Here is a 22654-nt window from a genome sequence, read left to right as displayed (position 1 = left end):
AAAATAGCTGTTACTTCGTAAAGGGGGAAAATGGTATGAAAAAGTCAAGATTAACGAAAATTCTTGTTGAAGGAGATCCTCAATTTCTCAAACAAATGGTCTGTGAAATTGAAACAGTGGCGAAGATCCAAATGGAAAGAAAGCCTGCAACAGGATTAGTGATGGTGAAAACTCGCGACTCGGTATCCTCTCAGCCATTTTATATGGGTGAAATTCTAGTCACTGAGTGTATGGTTTCTATTAATAGTAAGTATGGGATGGGGGTTATTAAAGGAGAGCAGCCGGAACGTGCGTATCAAATTGCGGTTGTAGATGCTGCCTTTAACGCGAACCTGCCTATAATTACCCAACTAAATAAGAAGTTACTAGAAGAAGAACAAAACATTCGTCACAGACATTTAAGAGAGGCAGCACTAGCCAATCAAACTCGAGTACATTTTGATACGATGGAGGATTACAATGACAAAAGTTAATTTAAGTAATTTTGATCTCGTACATGGTACACAAACAATATACAGAAAATTACTAGATAGTATGGCACGACCAGGGAAAATCCAAAACATCCACTCTTCCATTGAGATGTTAAACACACCATATCATTTTCCACGTGCACTAGAAGCCATTGCGTTAACATTGGTCGACCAAGAAGTTTCGTTTGCAATCAATGGCGATTGTTCTAGTGATATTACTCAATATTTGCAGTGGAAAACTTTTGGGAAAGCTGCACCGATCACTGAAGCTGATTTTATTTTTATTAATAAACCAAAAGAGGAAGAAGAACTTACTCGATTAATGAAGAGTGTAAAAGTAGGAACGCTTGAAGACCCTCATCTTAGTGCAACGATTATTGTATTCGTGGAAAAAATATTCACTGATTCATTTTCATCTGGAATGACCTTATTGCTACGAGGGCCAGGAATAGCTGAAGAGATAAAGGTATGTGTGGATGGATTTTCACAGCATTGGATAAATGAGCGCAGAAAAGTAAATCAGGAATACCCACTTGGAATAGATATGGTGCTTGTTAGTGAGACCGGAGAAATGCTTGGGATTCCGAGAACAACATTAATTGAAGGTGAGGGATTGTAATGGGATATGTAGCGGTTACAGGAGGACAACAAGCAATTGAAAACGCCGATCAACTCATCCGATATTTTAGGTTAAAAGGGTCTTCTGCTGGACTGGATCCCGAACAAATTGAAAAACAAATGAGGCTACTAATTGATCGAGTGATGGGTGAAGGTGGACTTTATGCACCAGAATATGCAGCCTTAGCTTTAAAGCAATCAGAAGGTGATCCTGCAGAAGCGGCTTTTTTACTTCGAGCGTATCGGTCTACCCTACCTAGAAATCATTATTCGGTCATGGTGGAACCGAGTGAAATGAGAGTGATTAGAAGAATTTCATCATCTTTTAAAGATATACCAGACGGACAAATGTTAGGGCCAACCTATGATTATACTCATCGATTATTACGATTCGATTTACGTGAAGAAGGAAGTATATCGATTAAAAGGTTCCTAGAAGAATTCGAACTAAATGTAGAGGTACAAGATCATGAACCAGCATTTCCTAAAGTAGCTGAGCTTCTTCGAAAACAGGGCTTACTAGCTAATGTATCATCCGATCAAATTGAACCAATTGATATTACAAGAGATAAGCTAACATTCCCAGCACAACGTTCAGCTCGCCTTCAAGTTCTTTCAAGAGGAGAAACGGGAGCTATGACGTCGCTTGCTTACAGCAGTATGCGGGGATATGGCGCGGTCCACCCAACGATCGGAGAGTTACGGGTTGGCTATACGGATGTATATATTCCGTATCCTTTTGCAACAGATGAAGAAGATGCTATTTATATTGGAGAAATCATGTTGACAGAAGTCGAGACGATCAATTCATTTACGCAAAATGATCAAGGAGACGTTTCGTTTATGCTAGGGTACGGGCTGACGTTTGGACAAAACGAAGTCAAAGCGATCGCAATGGCGATTCTCGAAAGAAGCTTAGAAACAGAAGGGCGAGCACCGACACAGGATGAAGAATTTGTGTTATTACACATTGATAGTGTCGAAGCTCACGGCTTTGTTTCCCATTTGAAATTACCACATTATATTACGTTCCAGTCAATGCTAGATCGTATTCGTAAAACGAAAGAAGAGGGTAAAGCTGACAAGCAAATGGGACAAAAGAGAACGAGTACGTTCACTTATGTTTAATAATTTTATAGAAAAGGGTTGATATGTGTGCAACAGCTTGAACAACCATATAATTATGCTTTCTTAGATGAAGGATCTAAAAGAGAAATTAGAAGAGCTACGTTAAAAGCCGTTGCGATTCCAGGTTACCAGGTTCCTTTTGCTTCACGGGAAATGCCAATTGGCCGTGGGTGGGGAACAGGCGGATTGCAATTAACCTTATCTCTAATAGGAGAAGAAGACTACCTAAAGGTCATTGATCAAGGCTACGATGACAGTGTCAACGCTGTTAGTATTAAGAAATTAGTCGAAGATTGCACAGGGATTGAAACGACAAATGACTCAGAGGAAGCGACGGTCATTCAAACCCGTCACCGAATACCAGAAATCCCTTTAAGGGAAGATCAAATTTTAGTGCTTCAAGTTCCATTACCTGAGCCATTACGAAGAGTGGAAGCGAAAGAAAAACAAACAAAGCGACTTCATGCAGAAATGGATTATAGCAGCATATGGTTACGGCTTTATGAGGATATTGTCCACTGGGGGAAAATTACGATCGGGGCTGACTACCCGAGTATCGTCCATGGTCGATATATTTTTAATCCTAGTCCTATTCCTCGTTATGATTTATTAAAGCTTCATCAAGCTGAAGGACTGTACCTTTTCGGAGCTGGACGTGAAAAGAAAATTTACGCTATTCCACCTTATACAGATGTTGAACCTTTGCAATTTGAAGACTATCCATTTGAAGTCGAAAGCTTTGAAGGTCTTTCATGTCGTTTATGTGGTAGTGATGATACGTATTTAGATGAAATGTATGATAGTGAAACAGGTACGAAGTTTTACCAGTGCTCAGATACGGGTTGTTGTCAAAAACGACAGCAAGAAAGGAGGAGTTAAGAATGGTTCATGCAGCACTACAACAAGAGGTTCAAGAGCCTATTTTAAACGTCAAAAACTTAAATAAACGCTATGGAAAAGGTTGTTCACATTGTGAAACACCGGATCTGCTAACTAGTCAAGATAATCGTTGTCCTCATTGCGGCAGCGTTTGGGCTTGTATCGATGTCAATCTTGAACTTTATAAAGGTGAAATCGTTGGTATCGTTGGTGAAAGTGGCTCAGGCAAGAGTTCTTTTGTCAAAAGCTTATATTTTGATGACGACATCACGTCTGGGGAAGCGATGATCTCAGATTATAAAAATGGAGAAGTGAATATTTTTTGCGAGTCCGCTCAACAAAAGCGTTACATTCGTAATTATTTACTAGGAATGGTCTATCAAAACCCATTACTTGGGTTGAAAATGTCGTTTTCAAGCGGTGGGAACATTGCTGAGAAATTAATTGCCTCCGGCTCATTACATGTTGGGGACATTCGTCAGCGTGCAGGTGAACTTCTTAATCATGTTGAAATCTCTCTTTCACGAATGGATGAGTTACCGAAAAATTTCAGCGGAGGCATGCAGCAACGAGTTCAGATCTCAAAAGCGCTGGCGAATAATCCACCCCTTTTATTGCTGGATGAAGTAACAACAGGACTAGACTTATCTGTACAAGCGAGAGTACTCGATTTGATCCGAAAAATTCAGCGTGAACTCAATGTAGCGATGATCGTCGTTTCTCATGATCTCGGTGTCATTCGAATGCTAGCCGATCGAACGATGGTGATGCGATACGGAAGAGTGGTTGAGCATGGATTAACCGATCAGATCTTAGAAGACCCGCAACACCCTTATACACAGCAGTTAGTTCACTCTTTATTGTAAAAATAGCAGAGAGGTGAGAGGATGACGAAGCGTATGAAGATTTATAATGGGAAAATTGTATTACCACACCGAGTGATTGACAATGGAACAATTTTGATTGAAGGCGAGACGATTGTTGGAATTGAGGAAGGGACACCACTTTCTATTCATTCAGAGGACATCGACGCCGCTGGAAAATGGGTTGTTCCTGGTTTTGTTGACTCACATAGTGATGCAATTGAAATTGAGTTAGAACCTCGGCCAAGTAGTCGGTTTCCGCTTGAAGTTTCTTTTTATGAGTTGGAAAAAAAGCTTGTCGGTCAAGGCATTACAACAATTTATCATTCGTTGTCCCTAATGGAGGATAATGCGAAAAAATGGACGAGAAGAAATGCTACCGTCTTATCGGTCATTAAAGACATTAAAAGACTTGCAAAAGGTCAGCATCTCATTCGTCATAAAACGCATCTTCGTTATGAAATTACAAATCTAACTGCGTTAAATAAAGTGGAAGAATTACTCAAATCTAGTGACATTGATCAGCTTTCATTTATGGATCATACACCAGGCCAAGGGCAGTTTCGTGACATTGAAGTCCATAAAAAGCTATTAATGCAACATCGCCATTATTCGGAAGAAGAGGCTGCTGCTTTTATAGAAGAGGCTAAAGCGTTAGAAACGTTAGGAGACGATGAAATTAAACTTTTAGCTCTCCTTGCAGATGATCACGGTGTGCCGATTGCGTCTCACGATGACGATACTGTGGAAAAACTAGAGGTTATTCAGGAATGGAAGGCTACAATTAGTGAATTTCCGATTGAGCTTGAAGTTGCCAAAAAAGCAAAAGATATGAATTTGTACGTAGTAATGGGAGCACCGAATGCTTTACTTGGAAAATCTCACAGCAATAACCTTTCTGCGATGGAAGCAATAGAACATGGTCTCGTTGATATTTTCTGTTCAGATTATTATCCATCTTCGCTACTGTATACCGTATTTAAGCTTTATCACGGCGGCATGAATATGTATGAAGCAATCAATATGGTCACATTTAATCCAGCGAAAGCTTTAAAGATAGACAAAGAGGTAGGTTCGATCGAAGTAGGAAAGAAAGCAGACATATTAATTATTGGTGAAGAAGGACAGCGCCCGATTCTCGAAACGGTCTTTGTTAATGGTCAAGCCGTTTGCCAAATGAATTTTCAAATGAAAACGCAAGTTAGTGAAGTTTATTAATAGAGGAGCAAAGAATGAGTACAAAAAGATTAAGTTTAGAAGAACGGTTTGATGATCTAATCGATATGAAAGATTTCATGAAGAAGTATGGAAATGTGTAATCTGATCCTCTTACGGCGGGCACTAGTTTCATAGAAAATGGTAAGGAAAATTGAAGAAGTTGAAGCAGAATCAAACATAAGAGAGGTGAAGCGAAATGAACAAGCTTCTTGTAGTCGAAAATCTAAAGAAAACGTTTATCATGCACCAATTTAATCAAAAGCAAATCGTCGGCTGTAACGGGATCAGCTTTGCATTACACCAGGGTGAATTTTTAGGCTTTACAGGAAAAAGTGGAGCGGGAAAATCGACGATACTTAAAAGCATTTACCGAACGTATTTACCTACAGGAGGTAAAATGCTGTATCACTCTGAAAGATTTGGATCGATTGATTTAGTTCAAGCTGCCGAGCGAGAAATGCTGGCCATTCGCAAAAAAGAAATTGGTTATGTGTCACAGTTTTTAAATGTGATGCCTCGGGTTACTGCCCTAGAGGTTGTCGCTGACGCTCTTATTGAGATGGGAGAAACGTCAGAGCGTGCTTTGGAGCAATCAAAAGAAATTCTTCATCACTTTAAACTTCCTGAACCACTTTGGGCCTCGTTTCCAAGAACATTTAGTGGCGGAGAAAAATTGCGCTTAAATTTAGCGCAAGCGATGGTCAAACGTCCGAAGCTGCTATTATTAGACGAACCAACTGCTTCTTTAGATCAAGCCTCTAAAGAGTCGGTAAAAGAAATGATTATTGAGTTAAAGGAAAAAGGGACGAGTATGATAGGAATATTTCATGACATTGATTTTATGGAGACGGTCGTCGATCGAACGTACCATTTACAAGACGGTATCTTACATGAAAGCACCCCTTCTTCTCCCTTAGGAGTAGCCAATGAATATTGAAGAGCTACAAAAAAGAGTTAGTTTTAAAATGGAGCTGATAAAAAAATGATCGATTTGCATTGCCATACGAAAATTTCGGACAATTCGTTTACCGTTGAAGAAGTAATTACATTAGCAAAAGAAAACGGGGTCACACACCTGGCCATTACGGACCATGATACAACGATAGGGTTAGAAGATGCATTACAACGAGGACAACAGATCGGAATTGAAATCATCCCTGGTATTGAAATTTCCGCTTACGATTATAAGCGAGAAAGACGTGCACATATTTTAGGTTTTTATATTACACCGGGTCATCCAGCGATTGAAGAACTATGTCAACCGATGATTGAACGAAGACACCAAGCATCAATGAATATGGTCGAAAAAATCCGTCTAGCAGGTTATGAGATTACTTGGGAAGAAGTCGAGGAAATTGCTACTGGAGGAACCGGTGTGTATAAACAACATATTATGCATGTACTGCTAAACAAGGGCTATACGGATCGGATTTATGGTGACTTATATAAAAAGTTGTTTGCTAGAGAAAGTGAAATACAACCGAAAGGGATAGCGTTTGAAGCGATCGAATACATTAACGTCATCGATGCGATTCAAGCGATTCGAGCAGCTGGAGGTGTACCAGTCTTAGCGCATCCGGGACAGTTTAATAATTATGAAGCCGTTCAAGAATGGGTAAAGGTTGGTTTAGAGGGAATTGAAGTAAAGCACCCATTGCATGGATTAGAGGATGAGCAAAAAGCAAGTCAGTTAGCGGAGAAATATCATCTTATTCCAACAGGTGGATCTGACTTTCATGGGTTTTACGGTGAAAAGGAAACGGTACTCGGTTCTAAAAGTATTGGTCTTACTTCCGTTGAAAAACTTAAGCAACGCCGACAAAGTATTAAAGTATAAAGTGAATTTTTGTATTCCATCTAATAAAGTTCTCAATGTCCATTTGGGAGCTTTTTCTTTTGTTATTAATAAAAGTGGATGTAACGGTTGAAAGATTTTATCGTCACCCATGCTGTCTCTGAACCCATGATGAGTTTTAAGAAGTAACCTAAATCATCTAGTAAAGAGAATAAATTACCAAATAAAAACGTCAACTGTATTGACTTAAATGGTTAACGATTCTATTATTTAATTGTCACCTTATTTCAAGGAGGGATAGCGGTATGCAAGATAAGAAGTTTTATAGTGTTAGGATGAGAGCAGCCCAAAAGGGACCTCATGAACGTGGAGGTAAACATATATCTGGTGGAGAAATACTTTCTACCTATAGTGATCTAAAGGATGCTGTAAATGTGTTATTAGAAAAGGGATTAGGACATTCAAGAGGAAAACCAGATTTTATGCAGATTCAGTTTGAAGCGATTCACGAGCCTATCACACGAATAAAACCACTGCAAGTAAAGACAAATGAAATGAATTCAGTAGAGGAAGGAAAAGAATTGTCTTGGAAGTTTTTAGAGAAGGCTGGTATCCAAAGACAAGTCATCGAAAAAGCTTATGCTGAAATGACGAAATATTCGGCATTTAGAGGTGCTATATTAGTAGATGTCCAATCAGGGGAACGAATGGATCAATCGAACGACAAAGGTATACGTGTTTCGAGAATGGATTGGTTGAACACAAATTTTAAAAAGTGGGCTGATCATTATAATGAGCCTAAAAATTCAAGAGTTAAGGAAGCGCTCGTGCTTGCAACAAAGGTGTGTGAGCATCCAGCGACAGTCGCAGAATTATGTTGGTCAGATGACCCTGAATACATTACAGGCTATGTTGCAAGCAGTAGCCTAGGCTATCAACGAATAACAAAGCTTAAAGAATACGGAGATGAACGAGGCTGTCGCATTTTCTTTGTTGATGGTTTAAAAAGTGCAAAAGATTTGAATACATATATACGCTATTTAGAAAAGCAACCGGTTATTATTCAATGGGAGAAAGAGTTGGACAAGTTTTAGTAAGAGCAATCCTAAAATAAATTTTACGGTCGTATATAAAGTGACTTAGATAACAAATGGGGTGACAAACGTTGAAGTTTGATGAATGGTTAAATCATCGGTTAGAAAAGACAAAAGAGTTAGGTTTGTATCGAACGTTTCGAACAATGAATACAGCTCCGCTACCTATGATGTCTGTTGATGGGGAGAGGCAAGCTGTTTTTTCATCCAATAATTATTTAGGTCTGGCAAATGATAAACGTTTAATTTATGCAGCAGAAACAATACTTCATGAATTTGGCGTAGGAAGCAGCGGCTCAAGGTTAACGACAGGCAATACAGATTGGCATCAAAAACTGGAAGAAAAAATAGCAACGTATAAGCAGACGGAAGCAGCTCTTTTATTTTCAAGCGGCTATTTAGCTAATGTTGGGGTCCTTTCTTCACTACCAGAACAAGGAGATGTCATTCTCAGCGATGCATTAAATCATGCGAGCATTATTGACGGCTGTCGACTATCAAAAGCCGACACAGTCATTTATAACCATGTAGATATGAAAGATCTTGAGGAAAAGTTAAAGGAAACTCAAGTTTATCAACGGCGCTTTATTGTAACAGATGGGGTATTTAGTATGGATGGAACAATTGCACCTCTTGATCAGATCATCGCACTTGCTAAACACTATCATTCTTATGTCATTGTTGATGATGCACACGCAACAGGTGTTTTGGGAGAAAACGGAAAAGGGACTAGCGAATATTTTAGTGTCAATCCGGATGTAGTGATTGGTACGCTAAGCAAAGCCATTGGTACGGAAGGGGGATTTGTCACTGGGTCGAGGGTGTTAATTGATTTTTTACGAAATCATGCGAGATCGTTTATTTTTCAAACAGCCATTTCGCCATCGATTTGTGCAGCATCATACGCTGCATTAGAGATTATTGAACAAAGTCATGAAAGACGCCAACGATTGCTTTCAAACGCAAAACGAATTAAAACGAGTTTAGAAGAAATGGGCTATTCCGTGAAAGGAGACGAAGGCACACCAATTATTCCTGTACTTATCGGAGATCCTCATAAGGCTCTATCATTTGCAGAAAGACTACAAGAAAAAGGGGTATTTGCACCAGCAATCCGTCCCCCAACTGTCCCAATAGGAGAAAGTCGTATTCGTTTAACCGTTACAGCTGATCATAGCTCAAAAGAAATAGATTACTTGTTAAAGTCTTTTCATTTAATTGGAAAAGAGCTGAATATGATTAAATCATCGGAGGTATAAAATGACAAGCGAATTAAAACAAGCACTACACGTTAAGAAGACAGAACAAACTATTCCTTCTTCTGATTTCCTAAGTAACCCTTATCCAACTTATGATAAACTGCGAGAGAAAAATCCGGTATATAAGGGGAATTTATATAAACAACCAGGCTGGTATATTACTGGCTATGAAGAAGCGGTAGCAGTCCTAAAAAATACTAAATTTAAAAACCGGATCCCACTGCCTGAGTCGTCCAAAAAATATGAACAACTTAAAAATATCCAGAACGACATGATGCTTTTTAAAAATCAAGCTGACCATAAACGTCTGCGGATGTTAGTTAGTAAAGGCATTACGCCAAGTATGATTGAAAGCTATCGCCTATATATGGAAGAAGTTGTTCATGAGCTATTAAATCAAGTGCAAAACAAGGGGAAAATGGATGTTGTAATGGATTTTTCATATCCATTAGCTAGTCACGTCATTGCTAAACTATTAGGAGTTCCAATCGAAGATCGACAACAATTCAGGGATTGGGCGCTAAGCTTAGTCCCAACGATTGACTTTACAAGATCAAGGAAGACGTTAGAAAATGGAAACGAGCAAACGAAGAAGTTACTTATTTACTTTAAAAAACTTATTCAAAACCGTAAACAAGCTCCTCAACAGGACCTCATTAGCCAGTTAATACTAGAGGAACAGCAAGGTATTAAGCTCACAGACGATGAATTGCTTGCAACATGTATTTTACTTGTTATTGCTGGACATGAAACAACGGTAAATCTTATTAGTAATTCGATTTTATCTTTATTAAGCAATCCGGAGCAATTAGCGATGTTAAAAGAAAATCCAAGTTTGATTGAACGGGCAGTAGAAGAGTTTTTACGTTTTGAAAGTCCGACACAGATGACTGCTCGAATTGCTTCAGAGGATATTGAAATAAACGGAACTAGGATTAAAAAAGACGAGCATGTATATATATTACTGGGCGCAGCTAACCGTGATCCTAAAATATTCATAAACCCTAATGTTCTTGATATTACTAGAAGTCCTAATCCCCATCTAGCTTTTGGGTATGGCACTCACTTTTGTATAGGTTCCACATTAGCACGTCTTGAAGCCCAAGTTGCTATTCAAACCATTTTGCAACAATTAGATCATCTGCAAATGGGGACACCAGACCCGCAATGGAGAAACCTTATTGGCTTTAGGTCGTTAAAAGAACTTCCACTCACTTTTAAAGCAGTTAGCAAGACTAATTCTGTTCTTGGGAATGAATTTTAGGAAGTTGTTCTTGTCCATGCTATAATGAGAACACGATTTTAAAGAATGACGGAGTGAATAGCATGGACCATAAGCAAAACGATGCAGTAATCCTAAAAAAAGGACAACAATTCCCATTAACGATAAAACGTCTTGGAATTAACGGCGAAGGAGTCGGCTTTTTTAAACGAAAAATTGTCTTTGTTTCAGGTGCATTACCTGGAGAAGTTGTAGTAGCCGAAGTAACAAACGTCAATCCGAAGTTCGCAGAGGCAAAAGTAAAGAAAGTTAGGAAACCATCACCTGATCGGACTGCCCCGCCTTGTCCAATATATGATAAATGTGGCGGCTGTCAGCTTCAGCATTTAAGCTATGAAGCTCAGCTGCGGGAAAAGAAAGATATTGTGAGACAAGCATTTGAACGTCATACGAAAATCGATCCAAATAAATTGCCATTACATGATACGATCGGTATGGAAAACCCGTGGCACTATCGAAATAAAAGTCAATTGCAAGTCGGAAAGCACAAAGAAAAAGTGTTAGCCGGGCTCTACGGAATCAACTCGCATCAGTTGATCGACATTTCTGATTGCATGATCCAGCACCCAATGACAAATACAGTTACACAACAAGTTAAAAAAATATTAGAAGATCTAAACATACCAATTTACAACGAGAAAAAACACAAGGGAATCATTCGTACGATCGTGACCCGAGTCGCTTTTGCAACCGGTCAAATTCAGCTTGTTTTAATTACAACGCAGCAAGACATACCGAAAAAGCAATTGCTTATTGACGAAATCAAGAAAAGACTGCCAGATGTGACCTCGATATTGCAAAATGTAAACGGCAAGAAAACCTCACTGATTTTTGGTGAAGAAACAATTCACCTGGCGGGTGAGGAAGTCATTCAAGAAACTTTAGGAGATGTCTCATTCGAGTTATCGGCCCGAGCTTTTTTCCAGCTTAATCCGATTCAAACGGTGAAGCTTTATGATGAAGTTAAAAAAGCAGCACAATTAACCGGAACTGAAAAAGTCGTTGACGCATATTGTGGAGTGGGCACGATCGGCATGTGGATCGCAAAAAACGCTGGAGAAATAAGAGGAATGGACGTCATCGCTGAAGCGATTGACGATGCCAACGCTAATGCGAAAAAGTACGGCTTCAATAACGCCCACTATGTCGTTGGCAAAGCGGAAAAGTGGCTCCCGAAATGGGTCAAGCAAGACTGGAAACCCGACGTCATCATCGTCGACCCGCCTCGTACTGGATGCGACGACGCATTACTTCGTACAATCATTGAAGTCAAGCCAAAGAAAATGGTGTATGTTTCCTGTAACCCGTCGACACTAGCAAAGGACGTAAGTCAGCTAATGAAAGCTGGGTTTAAGTTGAAGTCGGTTCAGCCAGTGGATATGTTTCCGCATACAAGCCATGTGGAGGCAGTCGCTTTAATAGAGCGGGCTTAAAGAAAGTTATATGTTCCCTCAGACTATAATGGTTTGGGGGATTTTTGATTTTTATGGGAGTCTAACTTTTACGCAATATATTATTTGTTGTAATACAAAATTCATGGTGGACGATATCGAAAAGGTGATGGGATAAAGTTTTTTTGTTGTTTGCTGTAATGTTTTGTGTATTATTTTAAGTTAAATAATGATAAAATAATATCAACAAAGGAGTTGATATTATGCCAAATATTAAACCTGTTTCAGATTTAAGAAATTACAATGAGGTTTTAAAGGACATTGCTGTAGGAGATCCAGTATTTTTAACAAAGAATGGTCGAGGTAGATATGCCATCGTTGATATTGAAGAATATGAAAAAAATCAAGCTACCATAAAGTTGTTATCAAAACTGATGGAAGCTGAAAAGGCCATTAAAACTGGAGATGAATGGTTAACGGAAGAACAAGTTAAGGCTGATCTAGGAGTATAATTTTTATGCTTAAGTTGAGAATTAACCCTGTTGCCAAAAGAGATTTGTATGATATTAAAGAATATATTACCAAGGAGCTCGACAATCCAACTGCGGCTGTAAATGTTGTTTCAAAAATTATTAAGGATTATGAAGAATTAAAAGAATTTCCGCTTCTTGGTCTAAAATTATCATCAAAGATTGATGTTGAAACAAATTACAGATATTTAATATGTGGGAACTACATTATTTTTTACAAAATAGATGATACGTATGTCTCAATTTATAGAATTCTATATTCTAGAAGAGATTATGTAAAGTTATTATTTGATGAAGAAGAAACAGATTAGGAATATTATTTCCTCAAAATTTTGAACGACACTCTAGGGGTGTCTTTTTTTGTAATAGGCAATGAAGTAGGAAATTATGTATTTGGATTATTAAAAGAGGGTTATAACCGACTTACTTAACGAAGATATTAGTCGATATAATTAGATAGCATTTTTAATTGTTTTTGAGGTACACCTATACGAAAATTCAATATTTATGTATATCAGGATCATCATTCTATCAAAACCCACGTGGAGTGTGTATCACAGCTAGTTATGAAATAGTCTAAGATCACTTATCCAAGCCATTGTGAAGCAGTAGCTAAATTAGTTTTAATGAAGAAGCAGGAGCCAATTAAGGTTTCTGCTTTTATTAATGTGTTTAAATGCTATTATTCTTGGATTACTTTTACTATTGTTGGTAATACTAAATGTAAAAGGAAAATATATCGTATATGGTACATTATAGATATAAAAGTTTACGAGGATGTGATTTGGTGATCAAAGTTAGCAGAAATGATGTATGTCCTTGTGGTAGTGGAAAAAAATATAAAAAATGTTGTGGTGGAAATAACAAAGGAAATTGTGCAGTCTTGGACAAAAGCTAAACCTTCTATCTCGATCATTCTTAATCAAGAAGATAATAATTACGTACGTGTCAAAGACTTTTTTACAGAAGAGGTAAAAATAGTAAAAGCAACAGCTGAAGAAAATGAATTTTATGTTGGTGGACTCATGTTAAGTATTATTTTACCTGCTGGTAATACGATGATGTTCTTTGTGAGTGGAATGGATTTACCTTCTGAAAGAACAGATAAAATGTCAGTAAAAATAATGAACTTATATAAAGAAAGCGGTATGGAAGCAATGGAATTTGTAGATAATCAGTATAAAGAGTTAGAGAATGTGCTATGGGAAGATGTATTAGAATTACGGCAAGAACTTTAGTTTTGATGAAATCTATGAGGATGGTCTAGTGACGGATAACGATATTTTCGATCACGAAAATATCTTTGAAGATGACTTTTTAAGTTCCAAAATGTCATTGGAAAATGAACTTTCCAAAGTCACACAATTATTGCAGGAAAAAGACTTTGATTCAATAGAAGAAGTGAACGAGTTTTTAAATAATCACTTAAAAGGTGGCAGCACTCCACCTAGAAAAAATTCCTCAAATAAGGAACAAGCACAAGATTTACTATATGAAGCTTTTGAAGCAACGGGAATGAAGCGAAAAAAGCTTGCGGAGAAGGCTTTAACGTTATATCCTAATAGTCCTGATGCTAACAACATTTTAGCAGAATTTGAAGAGGACCCAGAAGAACTTCTTGTAATGGGAATGAGAGCTGGGGAACAAGAGCTAGGAAAAAAATATTTTAAAGAAAATAAAGGATACTTTTGGGGGCTAATCGAGACTCGGCCGTATATGAGAGTGAAGTTTAATTACGCTTCTTTTTTACAAGATGTAGGAAGAGAAGAAGGAGCCATTTTTCATTATAAGGAATTAATCGAATTAAATCCGAGCGATAATCAAGGGGTTCGTTTTGAGTTATTTGTTGCATATGTAGAAGAGGAAATGTTGGAAGAAGCAAAAGGATTACTCGAGGAATACAATGAATCACATACAACTCGTGACAATTTCAATCGTGTGTTGTCGAATTTTTACAAAATGGCCCTACGAAAAAGATAAAATGAAAATAATCCTTATGTTATCGAGTATTTACTCATGAAAAAACGCTTACCTGCCAATATTCCGAGTGCTTTTCGTCTAGGTGATGAAAACGAGGCAATCATATATGCTGATCAACATCTTCACTTATGGCACTGGTCTGAAGAGTTAATTCAATGGTTAAGTCGTAATGAAATGTAACGCAAATTTTAAGTAAATGAAAACATCGGGTATTCCCCGATGTTTTTTCGTGAACTTTTGCTTTTCAAGGGTTTAGAAACTACAGAAAATTAGTAATAAAATTAAAGTGCTATGTTTAATTCTAATAATTCAATATCTGTTCCAAGAAAATCTTGAAACGTTTTTAATGATTGGAAGATTGTATCCGGTTCAATCTCTTTAAGAATAAATAGAGATTTAATTTTAAAAAAGTAATGTTTATTCAGAATATTTGTTGACAAATGAAAGCGTAATCATATATCCTATATCATATAGGATATATCATATATGATATATGTTGCTAGAGGGGAGGAAATCTGAGTGCAGCTATATAGAACAAAAAAAGAGATGATTTATCAAACTATTAAAGAAGAGATACTTAATGGGAAATATGAATTTGGGGAGAAATTAGTCATTAGTAGAATTGCAGAACGTTTTGGTAGCAGTGAAATTCCAGTTAGAGAAGCAATTAGACAACTAGAATCTGATAAGCTAATCGAGTTTATTCCTCATACGGGGGCTGTTGTTAGTACTATTTCTGCAAAGGATATTAAAGAAATTTTTCAATTGAGATCCGTTTTGGAAGGCCTTGCAACGAAATTAGCAGTACAGGCTTTAACCGATGAACATCTTGAGAGACTGAGACAAAATATTTTGGAATCAAAAGAAGCCTTTGAAATAAAAGATTACGAGCGCTACGCAAAGTTAAATATAGATTTCCATTATTTAATTTATTCGGAATGTAATAATGACTTACTTTTAAGAACGATACAAGATTTATGGAGTAATACGAAACGATATCCGTCATTATTTAGGGAAAATGACCAGCACATCGAATTATCCATTCAAGAACATGAGGAGATTTACAACGCATTGTTACTAAGGGATAGTGATTTGGCGGAAAGCCATATGAAAAAGCACAAAATCCGTGCTGGAGAAGAAATATTACGATCACATAATAATACATCGATTAATATCTAAAATAGTTTTGAAATTTTTTTAGAGCAATAAATAAATTTGGAGGTAATGATAAATGAAATATGTACGTTTTGAAGCAAATGAAGAAATTATGTTTGGTGTCCTGGAAGGTGAATTCATTACTCAATTAGATGGTAACTTTATAACAGGTTCGGCAAAGAAAGTTGATCAAACTTTTAACCTAGCTGATGTAAAGCTTCTTGCCCCAGTTGAGCCAGGCCAGGTGGTGGCGATTGGACTAAATTATAAAGGTCATGCGGAGGAAATGGGGAAAGAACTCCCTGAAGAACCAATGATGTTTATGGTTTCCCCAACTGCAATTACTGGTGATGGTGAGGAAATCTGTTTAAAAAACCCTGACCATCGAACCGATTATGAAGGGGAGATTGCGATTGTTATTGGAAAGGAAGCTAAAGACGTTAAAAAAGAAGAAGCATTATCGTACGTTTTTGGATACACATGTTGTAATGATGTTTCAGATCGTATTTTACAAAAGAAAGATGGCCAGTTTACCCGTGCCAAATCTTTCCCAACTTATAAACCATTAGGCCCAGTAATTGCAACAGATATCGACGGAAATAATGTCGCGATTAAACTAACAGTTAATGGAGAGGTAAGACAAGACTCTAACACGAATGACCTAATTCATGATATCGAAAGTATTGTTGCAAAAGTAACAGAAGTAATGACGTTGAATCCAGGAGATATTATCATTACTGGTACTCCAGCTGGTGTAGGCCCGCTTAATGCAGGTGATGAAGTGACTATTGAAATTGAAGGGATTGGCAAGTTAACAAATCCTGTAAGTTCTAGAGTTCCAGTTAAATAACTGTGTAACAGAAAAAATTCGGGGGGATTTAATTTGTATATAAATCAAGAGCAGATGAGAAACTTCTCAAATAAGTGTTTTGTTTCACTTGGTATGCCGAAAGATGAGGCAGAAATTATTACTGAAGTTTTACTGGAGGCGGACCTGAGAGAAATACATAGTCATGGTTTTTTACGATTACCTATATATGTTGAACGAATTCAAAAAGGCCTAATCCAAAACAAAGCAAGTATTAAGGTAGAAAAAGATAACGATGCCATTGCATTATTGGATGGAGATTATTCAGCTGGACAAGTTGTTGCTTACAAAGCGATGGAAAAATCAATCGAAAAAGCAGAGCAATCGGGAATTGGACTAGTTGCCGTAAAGAATAGTAATCACTTTGGAATTTCTGCTTATTACGCGAATATGGCAACACAAAAGGATAAGATTGGCATTGTTATTAGTAATGTTGCACCTCTTATGCCTGCAATCGGTGGAGCAGAAAAGATCATCGGGAATAACCCAATTGCAATTGCTGCCCCATCTGGAGATGGGAACCCAATTGTACTAGATATGGCATTAAGTAATACCGCTTTTGGAAAAGTCCTTTTTGCAAAGGAAAACAACAAGGAGATTCCAAAAGACTGGGGTGTAAATTCAAAAGGTATTCCGACAACGAATCCAGATGAGGTCATTAACGGTGGATTTTTATCACCTGTTGGTGGACCAAAAGGGTTTGGATTAGCGGTTATGGCGGAAATATTAACAGGTGTGCTGGCGAGTGGCCCAATTTCAAAAATGATCCCGTCAATGTACGATGTAAATCAAAAACAGTCAATCTCTCACTTTATGTTAACGATCGATATTAAACAATTTATCTCATTAGATCTCTACTATGCAGCTATTAAACAATTAGTTTCTTATGTTAAGGATTCTAAGAAAGCAGAAGGAACGGAAGAAATCTATTTACCAGGAGAAATAGAATTCTTGAAGGAGAAAAGTAATAAAGAACAAGGTGTGCCGATGGAAGAGCAAACTTTTCTTAAATTAAATGAACTTGCTAAAGAATTAAACATTGATCCTTTAAAAGTTTAGTAGATTGCTAAAAAAGGTGGTTGAAAATAATGAGTGTTCAAGTCAACGATTTATCAAAAAAAGAGAATGAAAATAATAGTAAAAAAACGTTTAAAGTCATTGATACTGATGTTCATCATGATGTCCGTTCCACTCATGATTTGCTTCCTTATTTATCGGATCATTGGAAGCGCTATATTACAGATTATGGGTGGAAGCCGATTAAAACGGTTCCATTTAATCAAGTACGAAAAGGCAGTAAATATCGTGCGGATACATTTGCAGAGAATTCTCCGCCAGGATCGGACTTTGACTTATTGAAGAAGCAATTACTTGATGAAAATGAGATCACGTATGCAGTACTTGGTGGTTGGTTTCATGAGGCAACCGTTGCTAATGGCTGGTTTGAATTTGCAGCAGCAAGAGCATCAGCCTATAACGATTATACGATTGACAAGTGGTTAAGTAAGGACAAGCGGTTACTAGGTTCTATAACAATTCCACGTGATCCAGTTGAAGCGGTTAAAGAAATTGAGCGAGTAGGATCGCATCCGCAAATGGTCCAAGTCATGATGTCAGTCGGTAACTTTTATTGGGGAGAGCCACAATATCATCCGGTTTTTGAAGCGGCACATCGTCATGGCCTTGTAATTGGTATGCACCTTTCAGCTGATATCAGCGTATCTGGTAACGATTACCTTCGTTATTATGTTGCTTGGCGTTCTGCACATCCGCAAGCTTATATGAATCAAATTATAAGCATGATTACTAATGGTGTATTTGATAAATTTCCAGATTTAAAAGTCGCATTAATTGAAGGTGGCTTTGAGTGGGTTCCGTTTCTAATGAATCGAATGGATGCTGCTTACAAAGGTCTAAGACAAGAGACGCCTTGGGTTAAACGGATGCCTAGTGACTATTTCCGTGATAATATGCGCTTTAGTACACAGCCATGGCATGATATTTCAGCAAAACATCTATTAAATATTATCGATATGATGGGGACCGAAGATATGCTTATGTTCTCAACTGATTATCCGCATTGGGATTTCGACTCTCCTAAACGGACACTGCCACCACAAATATCAAAGGATTTGCAGCATAAAATTCTATTTGAAAATGCAAGAGATCTTTATAAACTTTAGTGTATTGGTTGGGAGGAGTAGAAAGTGACAAAGTATACAGCTTGTAAAGCAGAAGAAATAAAAAATGGCGATATGAAAGCATTTACTTTTAATAAGAAATCTATTGTTGTTGTTCGTTCAAAAAATGGAGAGCTTTATGCACTTCGAAATGTATGTCCACACAAAGGCCCTGCTTTATCACTTGGAAGCGTAGATGCTACATGTACAGCTACTGAACCCGGTGAGTACACTCTTGAAAAAGAAGGAGAAGTATTAAAGTGCCCATGGCATAGCTGGGAGTTCGATATTAAAACGGGCTGTTCCCTGTTTGACCCAGAAAATGTAAAGGTTAAAACGTATGATGTAACAGTAGAAGACGATACAATTTTTGTTCATATGTAAGAAAATGAGCATGCAAATTTAATGAAGGGAAGGAGGAATAAGATAATGGGAAAATTGGATAACAAGATTGCCTTGATTACAGGCGGAGGCGGCGGCCTTGGACATGAAATTGCCCTTAGTATGGCAAAAGAAGGAGCAAAAATTGTATTAAGTGACATCAATGAGCAGTCGCTTAAAGAAGTTACTTCAGATTTACAAAAAAATTACGAAGCAGATTATGTTGTGGCGGACGTTTCTAACCAAGCAGATGCCAAAAAGATGGTTGACTATGTAGTCGAGAAATTCGGTCAGATCGACATACTGGTTAATAATGCAGGGGGAAGTTTAAATACCCCAAAATATTTGGAAGACATTAAAGAAGAGCATTGGGATAGAGTTCTAGATGTGAATTTAAAAGGGACCTTTCTAGCATCACAAGCTGCAGTAAAACAAATGAGAGAAAAGGGCAGCGGAAAAATTATCAATATGTCGTCGATTGGCGGAAGAACCGCAAGCCTAGTAACAGGTGCACCATATGCAGCAGCTAAAGGAGGCATTATCTCACTCACTCGGAGACTAGCGAATGAAGTTGGTGCCTATGGTATCAATGTTAATGCCATTGCTCCAGGCCTGATTATTAGCGGCGATAGAATGCATCGTGTTTTCTATGAAGAAAGTAGTGAAAAAGAAAGAGAAAAAACACTAAATGATATACCTCTGAAGGAACTAGGTGAAAAATCGGATGTTGCTAACACTGCCGTTTTCTTAGCTTCAGAAGAATCAAAATATATTACTGGAGCTGTCATCGATGTGAACGGTGGACGATTTATGGGTTAAATTAATCTATAAATACGTATTCAAATTTAGAAAATTACTTAATTTATATTAATTAAGGTTTTCTGTATATTGCTAGGGGGGCCTTACGTGTATAAAGTTGTTTCTTCATCACCAACATTTGGAAAATTTTCAAATGATCCAGTGGAATTATTACAGTCGAATAATTGCGAGCTTCAAATTTTAGAGCAGGATATTACTTCAGACGAAAACAAATTTGCGGAAGCCTTGAAAGGCGCAGATGCCTTAATTGTAGGTGTTGAAAAAGTAACATCACGTGTTCTACAAAATGCTGACCAATTAAAAATCATTGCAAAGCATGGAGCTGGCGTAGATAATATTGCTATTAAAGAAGCTCAGGGAAAAAACATTATTGTCGCCAATGCTCCAGGCGCTAATCGACATGCAGTAGCAGATTTAGTATTCGGGTTATTCCTATCTGTAGCTCGCCAGATCCCAGCAGCTTTTTCTGAAATCAAGGAGCAAAAGTGGCCACGTTTAATCGGAAATGAAATATTTGGCAAAACACTTGGGGTCATTGGTACTGGGAGAATTGGGAAGGAAGTTATTAGAAGAGCAAGAGGCTTTAATATGAATGTCCTTTGTTATGATCTCTATCCAGATAAAGAGTTAGATCAACAAGAACAAGTTCAATACGTAGCATTTGAAAAATTATTACAGCAGGCAGATTTTATTACAATCCATACCGATTTAAATGAACATTCAAATTCATTGATCGGTAAAGAAGAATTAAAAATGATGAAATCAACCGCATTTATCGTAAATACGGCTCGTGGTGGGATTATTAATGAAGAAGCATTATATCATTCACTTCAAAAAGGTGAGATAAAAGGTGCAGCAATGGACGTTTTTGTAGAGGAGCCACTTACTCATTCTCCACTTTTAGAGCTTTCAAACTTTGTTGCTACCCCTCATATGGCTGGTTACACGTATGAAGCATTAAGAGAGGTAGGTATGATTACAGCTCGTAATGTCATTAATGTTTTAGAACAAAAGGCGCCTTTATATTCAATTGAATGATGAATTAAAAGGTATAAAGGTTGGTACTCAACTAGCCATTGTTAAATAAAAGTATTGAGCGTTCTTGCTGAATTATTAACGATTAAATATATTGGCAAGATGTTTGGAGGTGTTGGGGTGCAAGCAGTTTTAGAAAAACTAAGAGAAAGAAAAGCGGAATCGATCGAATTGCTTCAAAATTTTGTTGTGGTAGAATCTTTCTCCCATGATAAAGAAGGTATTGATCAATTGAGCAATGTGCTAACAGAAGTTTTTTCTAAATATAACCTAACAATCGAACGTTATCCTCAAGAACAATACGGCGATCACATTCGGTTTCAACTTGGACAAGGGCATAAACAAATATTACTCATTAGCCATTTAGACACAGTCTATCCAAAAGGAACAATTAAGACCATGCCTTTTATCGTAGAAGAAGGGAAGGTTATGGGGCCAGGTGTCATAGATATAAAGGCTAGTTATGTAATGGTATATCATCTGTTTGACTTATTACAGGATGTAGAGTTAAATGACTATCAAATTGTATGGTTATTAACATCCGATGAAGAAATTGGTAGTCCTTCAGGAAAGGTAATAGTAGAACAAGAGGCAGGTAAAAGTGATGCTGTTTTAGTTTTAGAGCCTGCTACAGATGATGGTGAAATAAAGACAGCTAGAAAAGGCGGAGGGAAATTCACGGTAGCAGTTACTGGAATTTCTGCTCATGCAGGTCTTAACCCACAAGATGGTGCAAATGCTATTGAGGAGCTAGCTTACCAAATAACGAATATTGTTTCGTTTGCCAATGAAAGTAAAGGGACAACGATTAACACAGGTGAGATAAAAGGTGGAAACTTATTTAATGTTGTTCCAGACTTTGCTTCTGCAGAAATAGATGTTAGGGTCACCGAAATGAGTGAAGTTGCAAGAATCGAAGAAGCATTTCAGACTCTACGTGTCCGAAATAAACGGACGAAGTTAAAGGTTACAGGTTCTGTTTATCGTCCGCCATTAATTAGAACGGATCAGACAAGTCATTTGTTCCATCTAGCACAGAATATTGGGAACCAAATAAATGTCGAGCTAACAGACAAGATGGTCGGTGGTGGGAGTGATGGAAATTATGCAGCCAAGACAGGAAAGCCTGTACTTGATGGACTAGGACCTTATGGCGGCTTCGCCCACTCTCCGAATGAATATTTATGGATTGATACGATTGCTGAAAGAACTGCTATTGTTTATGGATTAATTCGAGAGCTCATTAGCAATGGCAAATAGGAGGTGCATTTCATTGAAAAAAGAGATTTATGTAAATATAACGATCATATGTATAAGCCTCTTTATGCTATATGTGATAAATCAAATACCTCATAGACCCAATACAGCTGGATTAGGACCTGATTTTTTCCCGAAGTTGATTATTTATTTGATTATTTTCTTTAATGCACTCCAAATGATCATTTTATTGTTAGCAAAATCGGTGAATCCAGATGACGAGGAAAAAGTAAATTTTTTTAAAGTCTTTGCTTTAATTGGTAGCATGATAGCTTATGTGGCTAGTCTCTCATTCTTTGATTATAGGATTGGAACTTTCTTATTTATTATAGTGGTAATGGTATTACTAGGTGTTAAAAATTATAGAGTACTATTTCTAGTGTCTTCCATTTCTACTGCTTCTATTTTTCTATTATTTGAAGTATTACTGAAAGTACCATTAAGTTAAAGAG

General features: G+C 37.4%; 27 protein-coding genes. All 27 read left to right on the top strand.

Features of this window, described 5'->3' with window-relative positions; translation table 11 throughout:
• The first annotated feature begins 35 nt into the window (after positions 1 to 35).
• A complete protein-coding gene (phnG, locus tag J0N78_RS16350; protein WP_209124180.1) occupies positions 36 to 473 on the top strand; it encodes a phosphonate C-P lyase system protein PhnG in 438 nt (145 codons plus the stop codon).
• Positions 460 to 1089 carry a phosphonate C-P lyase system protein PhnH gene (gene phnH, locus J0N78_RS16345; RefSeq protein WP_209124179.1) on the top strand — a complete coding sequence of 210 codons (630 nt, stop codon included), beginning with the start codon at positions 460 to 462 and terminating at the stop codon, positions 1087 to 1089. Before phnG ends, phnH begins: the two co-directional genes overlap by 14 nt.
• Positions 1089 to 2216, top strand: coding sequence for a carbon-phosphorus lyase complex subunit PhnI (locus tag J0N78_RS16340; RefSeq protein ID WP_209124178.1), 1128 nt, complete (start codon positions 1089 to 1091; stop codon positions 2214 to 2216). The genes phnH and J0N78_RS16340 overlap by 1 nt, the downstream gene beginning before the upstream one ends.
• A gap of 27 nt (positions 2217 to 2243) precedes the next feature.
• A complete protein-coding gene (locus tag J0N78_RS16335) occupies positions 2244 to 3095 on the top strand; it encodes an alpha-D-ribose 1-methylphosphonate 5-phosphate C-P-lyase PhnJ (RefSeq protein ID WP_209124177.1) in 852 nt (283 codons plus the stop codon).
• Between the two features lie 2 nt (positions 3096 to 3097).
• On the top strand, positions 3098 to 3961 hold the full coding sequence (locus J0N78_RS16330) for an ATP-binding cassette domain-containing protein (RefSeq protein ID WP_209124176.1): 864 nt from the start codon (positions 3098 to 3100) through the stop codon (positions 3959 to 3961).
• Between the two features lie 21 nt (positions 3962 to 3982).
• Positions 3983 to 5176: an alpha-D-ribose 1-methylphosphonate 5-triphosphate diphosphatase gene (locus J0N78_RS16325; protein ID WP_209124175.1), complete on the top strand. Its 1194-nt coding sequence runs from the start codon at positions 3983 to 3985 to the stop codon at positions 5174 to 5176.
• Positions 5177 to 5372: 196 nt separating this feature from the next.
• The gene (phnL, locus tag J0N78_RS16320; RefSeq protein ID WP_209124174.1) at positions 5373 to 6113 is read left to right on the top strand and encodes a phosphonate C-P lyase system protein PhnL; all 741 of its coding nucleotides are present in this window, start codon (positions 5373 to 5375) and stop codon (positions 6111 to 6113) included.
• A 45-nt stretch (positions 6114 to 6158) separates the two neighbouring features.
• Positions 6159 to 7013: a PHP domain-containing protein gene (locus J0N78_RS16315; RefSeq protein ID WP_209124173.1), complete on the top strand. Its 855-nt coding sequence runs from the start codon at positions 6159 to 6161 to the stop codon at positions 7011 to 7013.
• A 263-nt stretch (positions 7014 to 7276) separates the two neighbouring features.
• Positions 7277 to 8065 carry a 6-carboxyhexanoate--CoA ligase gene (gene bioW, locus J0N78_RS16310; protein ID WP_209124172.1) on the top strand — a complete coding sequence of 263 codons (789 nt, stop codon included), beginning with the start codon at positions 7277 to 7279 and terminating at the stop codon, positions 8063 to 8065.
• Positions 8066 to 8136: 71 nt separating this feature from the next.
• Positions 8137 to 9324 carry an 8-amino-7-oxononanoate synthase gene (bioF, locus tag J0N78_RS16305; RefSeq protein ID WP_209124171.1) on the top strand — a complete coding sequence of 396 codons (1188 nt, stop codon included), beginning with the start codon at positions 8137 to 8139 and terminating at the stop codon, positions 9322 to 9324.
• Between the two features lies 1 nt (position 9325).
• Positions 9326 to 10588: a cytochrome P450 gene (locus tag J0N78_RS16300; protein ID WP_209124170.1), complete on the top strand. Its 1263-nt coding sequence runs from the start codon at positions 9326 to 9328 to the stop codon at positions 10586 to 10588.
• Positions 10589 to 10650: 62 nt separating this feature from the next.
• Positions 10651 to 12039 carry a 23S rRNA (uracil(1939)-C(5))-methyltransferase RlmD gene (gene rlmD / locus J0N78_RS16295; RefSeq protein WP_209124169.1) on the top strand — a complete coding sequence of 463 codons (1389 nt, stop codon included), beginning with the start codon at positions 10651 to 10653 and terminating at the stop codon, positions 12037 to 12039.
• A gap of 221 nt (positions 12040 to 12260) precedes the next feature.
• Complete coding sequence (locus J0N78_RS16290; RefSeq protein ID WP_209124168.1) at positions 12261 to 12509, top strand: type II toxin-antitoxin system prevent-host-death family antitoxin; 249 nt, start codon at positions 12261 to 12263, stop codon at positions 12507 to 12509.
• Between the two features lie 5 nt (positions 12510 to 12514).
• Positions 12515 to 12838 (top strand): type II toxin-antitoxin system RelE/ParE family toxin, encoded by a 324-nt coding sequence (locus tag J0N78_RS16285; RefSeq protein WP_209124167.1) that lies wholly within the window; start codon positions 12515 to 12517, stop codon positions 12836 to 12838.
• 434 nt (positions 12839 to 13272) lie between these two features.
• A complete protein-coding gene (locus tag J0N78_RS16280) occupies positions 13273 to 13425 on the top strand; it encodes an SEC-C metal-binding domain-containing protein (RefSeq protein WP_247747374.1) in 153 nt (50 codons plus the stop codon).
• Positions 13403 to 13765: a hypothetical protein gene (locus tag J0N78_RS16275; protein WP_209124166.1), complete on the top strand. Its 363-nt coding sequence runs from the start codon at positions 13403 to 13405 to the stop codon at positions 13763 to 13765. Before J0N78_RS16280 ends, J0N78_RS16275 begins: the two co-directional genes overlap by 23 nt.
• 28 nt (positions 13766 to 13793) lie before the next feature.
• Positions 13794 to 14507, top strand: a complete 714-nt coding sequence (locus J0N78_RS16270; protein WP_209124165.1) for a tetratricopeptide repeat protein — start codon at positions 13794 to 13796, stop codon at positions 14505 to 14507.
• Positions 14508 to 14543: 36 nt separating this feature from the next.
• Positions 14544 to 14687 carry a hypothetical protein gene (locus J0N78_RS16265; protein ID WP_209124164.1) on the top strand — a complete coding sequence of 48 codons (144 nt, stop codon included), beginning with the start codon at positions 14544 to 14546 and terminating at the stop codon, positions 14685 to 14687.
• Between the two features lie 339 nt (positions 14688 to 15026).
• Positions 15027 to 15686 (top strand): GntR family transcriptional regulator, encoded by a 660-nt coding sequence (locus J0N78_RS16260; RefSeq protein ID WP_209124163.1) that lies wholly within the window; start codon positions 15027 to 15029, stop codon positions 15684 to 15686.
• 52 nt (positions 15687 to 15738) lie between these two features.
• The gene (locus tag J0N78_RS16255) at positions 15739 to 16512 is read left to right on the top strand and encodes a fumarylacetoacetate hydrolase family protein (RefSeq protein ID WP_209124162.1); all 774 of its coding nucleotides are present in this window, start codon (positions 15739 to 15741) and stop codon (positions 16510 to 16512) included.
• A 33-nt stretch (positions 16513 to 16545) separates the two neighbouring features.
• The gene (locus J0N78_RS16250; RefSeq protein WP_209124161.1) at positions 16546 to 17589 is read left to right on the top strand and encodes an Ldh family oxidoreductase; all 1044 of its coding nucleotides are present in this window, start codon (positions 16546 to 16548) and stop codon (positions 17587 to 17589) included.
• Between the two features lie 29 nt (positions 17590 to 17618).
• Positions 17619 to 18713, top strand: coding sequence for an amidohydrolase family protein (locus tag J0N78_RS16245; protein ID WP_209124160.1), 1095 nt, complete (start codon positions 17619 to 17621; stop codon positions 18711 to 18713).
• A 24-nt stretch (positions 18714 to 18737) separates the two neighbouring features.
• Positions 18738 to 19094 (top strand): Rieske (2Fe-2S) protein, encoded by a 357-nt coding sequence (locus tag J0N78_RS16240; protein WP_209124159.1) that lies wholly within the window; start codon positions 18738 to 18740, stop codon positions 19092 to 19094.
• A gap of 45 nt (positions 19095 to 19139) precedes the next feature.
• Positions 19140 to 19910 (top strand): SDR family NAD(P)-dependent oxidoreductase, encoded by a 771-nt coding sequence (locus J0N78_RS16235; protein WP_209124158.1) that lies wholly within the window; start codon positions 19140 to 19142, stop codon positions 19908 to 19910.
• An 87-nt stretch (positions 19911 to 19997) separates the two neighbouring features.
• Positions 19998 to 20948, top strand: coding sequence for a phosphoglycerate dehydrogenase (locus J0N78_RS16230; protein WP_209124157.1), 951 nt, complete (start codon positions 19998 to 20000; stop codon positions 20946 to 20948).
• 117 nt (positions 20949 to 21065) lie between these two features.
• On the top strand, positions 21066 to 22205 hold the full coding sequence (locus J0N78_RS16225) for a M20 family metallopeptidase (protein WP_209124156.1): 1140 nt from the start codon (positions 21066 to 21068) through the stop codon (positions 22203 to 22205).
• Between the two features lie 13 nt (positions 22206 to 22218).
• The gene (locus tag J0N78_RS16220) at positions 22219 to 22650 is read left to right on the top strand and encodes a tripartite tricarboxylate transporter TctB family protein (RefSeq protein ID WP_209124155.1); all 432 of its coding nucleotides are present in this window, start codon (positions 22219 to 22221) and stop codon (positions 22648 to 22650) included.
• Positions 22651 to 22654: the final 4 nt, after the last annotated feature.

It is taken from the genome of Alkalihalobacillus sp. BA299 (genome assembly GCF_017745675.1).
In the GTDB taxonomy this organism is placed as follows: Bacteria; Bacillota; Bacilli; order Bacillales; family Bacillaceae_F; genus Alkalihalobacterium.
This window is presented reverse-complemented; position numbering and strand designations above follow the sequence as displayed.

Coding starts and splice junctions, on each gene's coding strand:
- phnG (WP_209124180.1), top strand. CDS start 36: ATGAAAAAGTCAAGATTAACGAAAATTCTTGTTGAAGGAGATCCTCAA.
- J0N78_RS16330 (WP_209124176.1), top strand. CDS start 3,098: ATGGTTCATGCAGCACTACAACAAGAGGTTCAAGAGCCTATTTTAAAC.
- J0N78_RS16325 (WP_209124175.1), top strand. CDS start 3,983: ATGACGAAGCGTATGAAGATTTATAATGGGAAAATTGTATTACCACAC.
- J0N78_RS16255 (WP_209124162.1), top strand. CDS start 15,739: ATGAAATATGTACGTTTTGAAGCAAATGAAGAAATTATGTTTGGTGTC.
- J0N78_RS16340 (WP_209124178.1), top strand. CDS start 1,089: ATGGGATATGTAGCGGTTACAGGAGGACAACAAGCAATTGAAAACGCC.
- phnL (WP_209124174.1), top strand. CDS start 5,373: ATGAACAAGCTTCTTGTAGTCGAAAATCTAAAGAAAACGTTTATCATG.
- J0N78_RS16300 (WP_209124170.1), top strand. CDS start 9,326: ATGACAAGCGAATTAAAACAAGCACTACACGTTAAGAAGACAGAACAA.
- bioW (WP_209124172.1), top strand. CDS start 7,277: ATGCAAGATAAGAAGTTTTATAGTGTTAGGATGAGAGCAGCCCAAAAG.
- J0N78_RS16280 (WP_247747374.1), top strand. CDS start 13,273: ATGGTACATTATAGATATAAAAGTTTACGAGGATGTGATTTGGTGATC.
- J0N78_RS16315 (WP_209124173.1), top strand. CDS start 6,159: ATGATCGATTTGCATTGCCATACGAAAATTTCGGACAATTCGTTTACC.
- phnH (WP_209124179.1), top strand. CDS start 460: ATGACAAAAGTTAATTTAAGTAATTTTGATCTCGTACATGGTACACAA.
- rlmD (WP_209124169.1), top strand. CDS start 10,651: ATGGACCATAAGCAAAACGATGCAGTAATCCTAAAAAAAGGACAACAA.
- J0N78_RS16245 (WP_209124160.1), top strand. CDS start 17,619: ATGAGTGTTCAAGTCAACGATTTATCAAAAAAAGAGAATGAAAATAAT.
- J0N78_RS16285 (WP_209124167.1), top strand. CDS start 12,515: ATGCTTAAGTTGAGAATTAACCCTGTTGCCAAAAGAGATTTGTATGAT.
- J0N78_RS16290 (WP_209124168.1), top strand. CDS start 12,261: ATGCCAAATATTAAACCTGTTTCAGATTTAAGAAATTACAATGAGGTT.
- J0N78_RS16265 (WP_209124164.1), top strand. CDS start 14,544: ATGAAAAAACGCTTACCTGCCAATATTCCGAGTGCTTTTCGTCTAGGT.
- J0N78_RS16235 (WP_209124158.1), top strand. CDS start 19,140: ATGGGAAAATTGGATAACAAGATTGCCTTGATTACAGGCGGAGGCGGC.